The organism is Streptomyces africanus, assembly GCF_002150735.1.
Taxonomy (GTDB): Bacteria; Actinomycetota; Actinomycetes; order Streptomycetales; family Streptomycetaceae; genus Streptomyces; species Streptomyces africanus.
The window spans coordinates 1-7308 of record NZ_MUKA01000478.1; the positions used below are offsets into that span (position 1 = coordinate 1).

Consider the following 7308-nt stretch of genomic DNA (forward strand, 5'->3'; position numbering starts at 1 on the left):
CCATGCGGGCCCGCATGGCCTCGGGGTCCTCGGCGTCGGCGATCTGGCGGCGGAAGATGACGTTGGCCGCACCCTCCGCGCCCATGACGGCGATCTCGTTGGTCGGCCAGGCGTAGGTGAGGTCGGCACCGATGGACTGGCTGTCCATGACGATGTACGCACCTCCGTAGGCCTTGCGCAGGATCAGCGAGATCCTCGGCACGGTCGCGTTGCAGTAGGCGTAGAGGAGCTTCGCGCCGTGGCGGATGATGCCACCGTGCTCCTGGTCGACGCCCGGGAGGAAGCCGGGGACGTCCAGAAGAGTGACGATCGGGATGTTGAAGGCATCGCACATCTGGACGAAGCGGGCCGCCTTCTCGGAGGCCTCGATGTCCAGGACACCGGCGAGCACCTGCGGCTGGTTGGCGATGATGCCGACGACCTGGCCGTCCATCCGGCCCAGCGCGCAGATGATGTTGCGGGCCCAGCGCTCGTGGACCTCCAGGTAGTCGCCGTCGTCGACGATCTCCTCGATGACCTTGGCCATGTCGTACGGCCGGTTGCCGTCCGCCGGGACCAGGTCGAGGAGGACGTCCGAGCGGCGGTCGGCCGGGTCGGCCGACTCCGCGCGCGGCGGGTTCTCGCGGTTGTTCTGCGGGAGCAGGGAGAGGAGGTAGCGCACCTCGGCGATGCACGTCTCCTCGTCGTCGTACGCGAAGTGGCAGACACCGCTCGTCTCGGCGTGCACGTCCGCGCCGCCCAGGCCGTTCTGCGTGATCTCCTCGCCGGTGACGGCCTTGACGACGTCCGGGCCGGTGATGAACATCTGCGAGGTGTCGCGGACCATGAACACGAAGTCCGTCAGGGCCGGGCTGTAGGCCGCGCCGCCCGCGCACGGGCCGAGCATGACGCTGATCTGCGGGATGACGCCCGACGCCTTGGTGTTGCGCTGGAAGATGCCGCCGTAGCCGGCGAGCGCCGAGACGCCCTCCTGGATACGGGCGCCGGCGCCGTCGTTCAGGGAGACCAGAGGCGCACCGGCCGCGATGGCCATGTCCATGATCTTGTGGATCTTCGTGGCGTGGGCCTCGCCCAGCGCGCCGCCGAAGATGCGGAAGTCGTGGGCGTAGACGAAGACCGTCCGGCCCTCGACCGTGCCCCAGCCGGTGATCACACCGTCGGTGTACGGCTTCTTGGCCTCCAGGCCGAAGCCGGTCGCCCGGTGCCGGCGCAGCTGCTCGACCTCGCGGAAGGACTCCGGGTCGAGGAGAAGTTCGATGCGCTCGCGCGCGGTCAGCTTGCCCTTGGCGTGCTGCGCCTCGGTCGCCTTCTCGCTCGGTCCGGCCACCGCCTGCGCACGGATCTCGTGCAGTTCGGCCACGCGTCCACGCGCGTCGGTCGGCTCGCCCGGCGCCTCATCCAAAACGGTCATGTAGCGACCTTACGAAGCCAACCGAGGATTGCGGGCCGTCGACTCCTCACAGTCTCCGGCGTGTTTTCCTGGTACCCCTGAACAGAACCATGGCGGAGTGCAGCCCTTCTGACTGCTCAGGGGGCGTGCGGCTTGTGGGGGTCCGACAAAGCCGTCAGCCGAGGGTCACCTCACAGACGTGGGTGGCGCATGCCTTCCCGGGGGTGACGCGCACGCGCAGCCGGCGGCCTGTGGAGAGCACGTCGACCGTCTCGTCCGCGTGGGTGACCCGGCGGACGGGGCGGTTCCAGGTGATCTCCAGTGGTTCGCCCGTACGGGGCGGTTCGCTCAGGCAGAGGGTAGCGGTACGGCCCCGGCGGACGGTCAGCACGCTCGCGCCGGCGGAGGCGGTGAGGGGGCCCGCCGTGCCGGCCTGCCAGAAGTTCGCGGCCGTGAGGCCGAGGGAGGGCACACTGACCGCCTGGCGGACGGCGTCGTTGGCGAGGATCGACAGCCAGCGCCGGTCGGCGGCGCGGCGCGCGACCGCTCGGCGGGACGCGCCGGGCATGAGGACGTAGGCGTAGGTGGCGTCCTCCGGGTCGGTGCCGTGGTCGAGCAGGAGGGTCTGCCAGCGGCGGGTGCGCCGCTGTGGCGTGCCGCCGGTGTTGATGTCGGACCAGGCGCCGGTGCGGTCCTCGCGCAGCGCCTGCGGCTCGCCGTCGAGCAGGACCCAGCCGCCGTGGCCCTCCAGGTGGGCCCAGCCCGGGCCCGCTGCGAAGGTCTGGGTGCCGGACTCGCCGAGGTTGCGGTTGTCGACGATCGTCTCGACCGGGACGCCGTCGGCGCAGCTGATCCCGGCGCCCAGGCAGATCACCGCGTCCGCGACGCAGAACCAGGACTTGCGGGCCTGGAGGGTGGAGCCGAGGCCCTTGAGGTGCTGGCCGAGTGCGGCGTACTCGCCGTCGGTGGTGCCGCCGACCCAGCGCGCGTCCGGGCGGGCCGTGCCCCACTCGCCGCCTTCCCGGTCGGCGAGGCGCTTGGTGGAGACGGTGGTGCCGGGCAGGCGGTACCAGTCCACGGTGGGCCAGAACCAGTCCGTGTACTGGTCGCCGGTGCCGGCCCACCAGGTGACCATCCCGGCACCCGTGTGCCAGCCGCGCGGGTTCTCGCCGTTGCCGCACTCGTAGTGGGCGATGCGGTCGCTGGCCATGGCGATGTTCACGGTGAAGCCGGGGCGGCGGTGGACGGCGCGGTCCATGGCGGCGAAGAGGCGGTGGCCGGTGGGCTCGGGGGCGGCCGGGAGGGGCGAGGCGGCGATCGCGTGCAGCCGGGCCAGGTCGGCGACGCCGAACTGGCGTGCCGTCAGGATCGGGGCGACCGTGTTCCGTTCGATCCAGCCCTTGATGCGGGCGTGCCAGCGGTCGCGTTCGGCGGGGCTCGCGCCGGCCGCGAGGAGCGCGATGGCCGCGATGAGCTGCTGGCCGTGGAAGTGGTCGCTGCGCATGACCTTGCGGTCGTCGGCGGTGAGGAGACCGCGGCTGATGGCCCGGCCGTTGACGCTGTCCATGACGAGCCCGTCGTGGATGAGCGGTGCGTAGGCGTGCTCCACGCTGTCCAGGACGATCTGCCGGTTCGGGTCGGTGACCTCCCAGTCGGATCCGGCGAGCAGGGCGAAGAGGCGGCCGAGGCCGTCGAGCATGACCTGGCCGTACGTGCCGGAGTAGGCGACCCAGGTGTGCTGGACGAAGGAGCCGTCGGCGTAGAGGCCGTCGCCCCGGGTGACGTACGGGAAGACCGGGGAGAGCGCGTCGCGGGCGAGGGCGATCCTGCCCGGGTCGCGGCCGAGGATGCCGCTCAGGGCGACGGAGCGGCACAGGTCGACCCGGTTGGCGCCGGTGGACGTGCCGGTGTAGTCGCCGAGGGCCGAGTCGGGCACGAAGTGGTCGACGGCGGCGCAGGCGGCCTGGATCCGGGCGTCGCCGAGCCGGTCGTACAGGGCGGCCGTGATGTCCATGAGCAGGCGGGGGCTGCCGATCTGCCACTCCCACCAGTTGCCGTAGCGGGTGGTGGCGGGGTGGTAGACGGTGGCGGACAGGTGGTCGAGGCCGCGCAGGATGCCGGCGAGGAGATCCGGGTCGGCGGTCGAGCCGGTGCCCTGCTGGACATGGGCCTGGGTCATGGTCCACAGGCGGCTGTAGCTCATGGTGATGCCGGCGGGCGGATCGAAGGGGTGGCCGGGCCAGAGGGAGTCCGCCGCCGGGGCCATGGCCGAGTGCAGGGCGCGGGCGAGTGCGCCGGTCTCGGCGAGGCGGGAGGCGTACGGCTGCGCGGCCGGGTCGTAGCCGCCGCCGAGGGAGATGCCGAGCCAGCGCCGGCGGAGGGTGTCGTACGGGTCGGCGTCGGGGGCCCGAGCGTCGGCGTCCTGCGCGTCGGCCCCCCGGGGCGTGGGCCTCGCGCCGCCGGTGGCCGCCAGGGCCGCGGCCGCGAGCAGCAGGGCGCGGCGGCCTGGGCGGGGCGGAGCGGCGGCCTCGGCCGTGCGGCGGGAGAAGACGCGACGCTGGGGAGTCATGCCCATGCCCTACCACGGGGAGACCGTCACCTGAACGGAGGATCCGGCCGGAGTGACCGGAACGGGGGAACGTACCCCGGTTGTGCTGCTCCGCGGCTGGGGCTGCTCCGGCCGCGTCCCGATACCTTGCTCACCGCCTCGGCCGTCCCGGCCTTGCCTCCGGGGCCAGGTGTCACGGCCGGGTCAGCCCCAGCGGTTCAGCAGGCGGCCGGACATCCTCGGGGCCAGGGCGCGGAGGCGGTCCGGGAGGGCCAGCCAGGCGGGGACGTAGACCTGGTCGCGGTCCTCGCGTACGGCCTCCCAGACGGCTGCGGCCACGCGGCCGGGCGGGATCTGCCGGCGGCGGGAGCGGTCCTGGGGTCTGCCGCGGCGGGCGTGGAAGGGCGTGTCGACGGGGCCGGCCACCACGAGGGTCACGCCCACGCCCGTGCCGCGCAGTTCCCGGCGCAGCGCTTGGGAGAAGGCGGCCAGCGCGGCCTTGGCGGCGGAGTACACCGCTTCCTCCCGTACGCCCACGCAGCCCGCGGCCGAGCCGAGCAGCACCACCCGGCCCCGCCCGGCCGCGATCATCGAGGGCAGCACCTCACGCACGAGGTGGAGCGTGGCGTTGAGGTCCAGGGCCAGCACGCGGTCGATGTCGGTGTGCGGCATGGCGGCGAACGGGCCCGCCCAGCCGATGCCCGCACCGGCGACGAGGACGTCGACCCGGCCGGTCGTGTGCAGCGCGGACTGGGCCAGCAGGCGCGGGCCGTCCGGGGCGGCGAGATCGGCGGGGAGCACGACGGCCGTGGTGCCGGACGCCGTCTGCTCCAGGCGGCGCCGGTCGCGGCCGCTCAGGAGCAGGTGCCAGCCGTCCATGGCGAAGCGCCGCGCCGTGGCCGCCCCGATGCCGGAGGAGGCCCCGGTGACGAGGGCCACACGCCGGTCCAGGCGCCGTGGCGGGCCGTGCTCGCGCGCCGGAGAGGGGGCGGCGGGACGGCGTGGGGCTGCCCCCGCCGGTGGGTCGTAGGCCGAGCCGGATCCGGTGAGTGTCATCGGTCGGTCTCCCTGCGCTGTACGTCCGCCGTGGTCTCGGCTGTCCCCGTGCCGGCCCCGCGAAGTGGAACCTCGCCTTCCGGGCCCTGCGCCCAGGATGCGACAAGGCCACCCCTGCGTGCCGCCCGGTGCCGCCATGCGGCGGTACGCACCACATCGCGACACGTCCGCCCATAAGGTTGAACATTGAACTGGAATAGGTCTACGGTGGGTCGCGTTACATGGTTCAACGTTCAACATTCCAGGCAGAACGCAGGAGGCGTACCCCATGAGCATCTTCAGCCGCAAGGACACCGAGACCGCCACGACCGACGCCGTGCGCCCGGAGCTGGCCGCCCTGACCGGCGACTACACGATCGACCTCGCGCACTCGACGATCGGCTTCGTCGCCCGGCACGCCATGGTCACCAACGTCAAGGGCAGCTTCCAGGACTTCACGGGCACGCTCCACCTCGACGGCACCGACCCCTCGCGGTCCACGGCCTCCCTGGACGTCGTGATGGACAGCATCGAGACGGGCAACGCCGACCGCGACGGCCACCTGAAGAGCTCGGACTTCTTCAAGGCGGACGAGTTCCCGGCCATGACGTTCCGCTCCACCACGGCTGAGGCCCTCGGCGGTGACGACTACCGCATCACCGGCGACCTGACGATCCTCGGCACGACCCGCCCCCTCACCATCGACCTCGAGTTCAACGGCGCCGCGAAGGACCCCTTCGGCAACGAGCGCGTCGGCTTCGAGGGCAAGGCGGAGATCCTGCGCTCCGAGTGGGGCCTGACCTGGAACGCCGCCCTGGAGACCGGCGGTGTCCTCGTCTCCGACAAGATCAAGCTCAACTTCGACATCTCGGCGATCAGGAACGCGTGAGCCCCGTTCGGCCGGCCCGGTGATCTCCCACCGGGCCGGTTCTGGCCGAATCGCTCCTTTCACTGCTGTCATGCTCTCGACAATCTGATGCTTCGGTTGGACCTCCCCAGTCAACCCCCCACGGAAGGCATCACGTTGAAGAGACTCCTCACGGCCCTCAAGAGATGCGCGGTCCTCGGGGCCGCCGCCCTCGCGATCGCGAGCCTGCAGCCCGTCACCTCCGCACAGGCCGCCCCCTCCCCCGTCGTCGGCGGGACGCGGGCCGCGCAGGGCGAGTTCCCGTTCATGGTCCGGCTCTCCATGGGCTGCGGCGGCGCGCTGTACACCCAGCAGATCGTGCTCACGGCCGCGCACTGCGTGGGCGCTTCCGGCACCAACACGAGCATCACCGCCACCGCGGGGGTCGTCGACCTCCAGTCCACCAGCGGCCGGGTCCAGGTCCGCTCCACCAAGGTGCTCCGCGCCCCCGGCTACAACGGCACCGGCAAGGACTGGGCGCTCATCAAGCTCGCCCAGCCCATCAACCTGCCGACCCTGAAGATCGCCACGACCACGCAGTACAACACCGGTGATTTCACCGTCGCCGGCTGGGGCGCAAACCGTGAGGGCGGCTCCCAACAGCGCTACCTGCTGAAGGCGAGCGTGCCGTTCGTCAGTGACGCCGCCTGCAAGGCCTACGGCGGCCTGTACAGCGGCCTCGTCGCGGGCGAGGAGATCTGCGCCGGCTTCGACGCGGGCGGCGTCGACACCTGCCAGGGCGACTCCGGCGGCCCCATGTTCCGCAAGGACAACGCCGGCGCCTGGATCCAGGTCGGCATCGTCAGCTGGGGCGACGGCTGCGCCCGGCCCGACGCCCCCGGCGTCTACACGGAGGTCTCGACGTTCGCCTCCGCCATCGCCTCGGCGGCGTCGACACTCTGACCCGCCCCCCGACAACGGCCTGCGGGCCCGGTGCCGTACGGCGCCGGGCCCTGCCCCTGTTCACCGGGTGTTCCGGCCGGCCTCCAGCTTCGCGACCGCCGCCGCCACCTGCGCCGCCCGGCCCCGCGGGGTCCGGGCGCGGAGCACGCCGAGCATCGCGAGATACCGGTCCGTCCGCCCGAGCGCCTCGAAGGCCGCCGCGGCCCGCGGGCTCTCCTCCAGGGCCGCCGCGAGGTCCGCCGGGAGTTCGGCCTCCAGCTGGGAGGCGTACGCCGCCTCCCACCGTCCGTCCGCCCGTGCGGCCGCCACCTCCGCGAGGCCGCCGGGCCGCATCCGTCCAGCGGCGGTGAGCTCCTCGACCCGGCGGACGTTGACCATGGNNCAGCCGTGGCACAGTGCCACGTCGTTGACGTCGGCGGCGCTGACGGAGGGGATGCCCGAGCCCTTCTTGGCGACCTTGACCCAGAGGCCGGGGTGCGGGGCGGGGTGCGCCGCCAGCCAGGAGTCCAGGTCGGCGGCGGCTGC

Annotated in this window: 6 protein-coding genes; 2 read left to right on the forward strand and 4 right to left on the reverse strand. The window is 72.7% G+C overall.

Going from position 1 to position 7308, the window contains the following annotated elements:
- The 3 genes from CCL05_RS40230 to CCL05_RS40240 all read right to left on the reverse strand — a co-directional run.
- Nucleotides 1-1411 (reverse strand): acyl-CoA carboxylase subunit beta (locus CCL05_RS40230; RefSeq protein WP_086565550.1); only part of this gene is annotated, 1411 nt, incomplete at its 3' end.
- Nucleotides 1412-1565: 154 nt separating this feature from the next.
- The gene (locus tag CCL05_RS40235; protein ID WP_086565551.1) at nucleotides 1566-3959 is read right to left on the reverse strand and encodes a polysaccharide lyase 8 family protein; all 2394 of its coding nucleotides are present in this window, start codon (nucleotides 3957-3959) and stop codon (nucleotides 1566-1568) included.
- A 183-nt stretch (nucleotides 3960-4142) separates the two neighbouring features.
- The gene (locus tag CCL05_RS40240) at nucleotides 4143-4994 is read right to left on the reverse strand and encodes an SDR family NAD(P)-dependent oxidoreductase (RefSeq protein ID WP_086565546.1); all 852 of its coding nucleotides are present in this window, start codon (nucleotides 4992-4994) and stop codon (nucleotides 4143-4145) included.
- A gap of 268 nt (nucleotides 4995-5262) precedes the next feature.
- Here CCL05_RS40240 and CCL05_RS40245 point away from each other — a divergent pair, with 268 nt between their 5' ends.
- On the forward strand, nucleotides 5263-5862 hold the full coding sequence (locus CCL05_RS40245; RefSeq protein ID WP_086565547.1) for a YceI family protein: 600 nt from the start codon (nucleotides 5263-5265) through the stop codon (nucleotides 5860-5862).
- 135 nt (nucleotides 5863-5997) lie between these two features.
- On the forward strand, nucleotides 5998-6783 hold the full coding sequence (locus tag CCL05_RS40250) for a S1 family peptidase (protein ID WP_086565548.1): 786 nt from the start codon (nucleotides 5998-6000) through the stop codon (nucleotides 6781-6783).
- Between the two features lie 60 nt (nucleotides 6784-6843).
- Here CCL05_RS40250 and CCL05_RS40255 read toward each other — a convergent pair.
- Nucleotides 6844-7308, reverse strand: a 465-nt coding sequence (locus CCL05_RS40255) for a YdeI/OmpD-associated family protein (RefSeq protein WP_086565549.1), incomplete at its 5' end; no start/stop codon positions are given.

What these genes read in the sequence shown, in the direction of transcription:
- CCL05_RS40235 (WP_086565551.1), bottom strand. Translation starts at nt 3,959, where the DNA reads ATGACTCCCCAGCGTCGCGTCTTCTCCCGCCGCACGGCCGAGGCCGCC.
- CCL05_RS40240 (WP_086565546.1), bottom strand. Translation starts at nt 4,994, where the DNA reads ATGACACTCACCGGATCCGGCTCGGCCTACGACCCACCGGCGGGGGCA.
- CCL05_RS40245 (WP_086565547.1), top strand. Translation starts at nt 5,263, where the DNA reads ATGAGCATCTTCAGCCGCAAGGACACCGAGACCGCCACGACCGACGCC.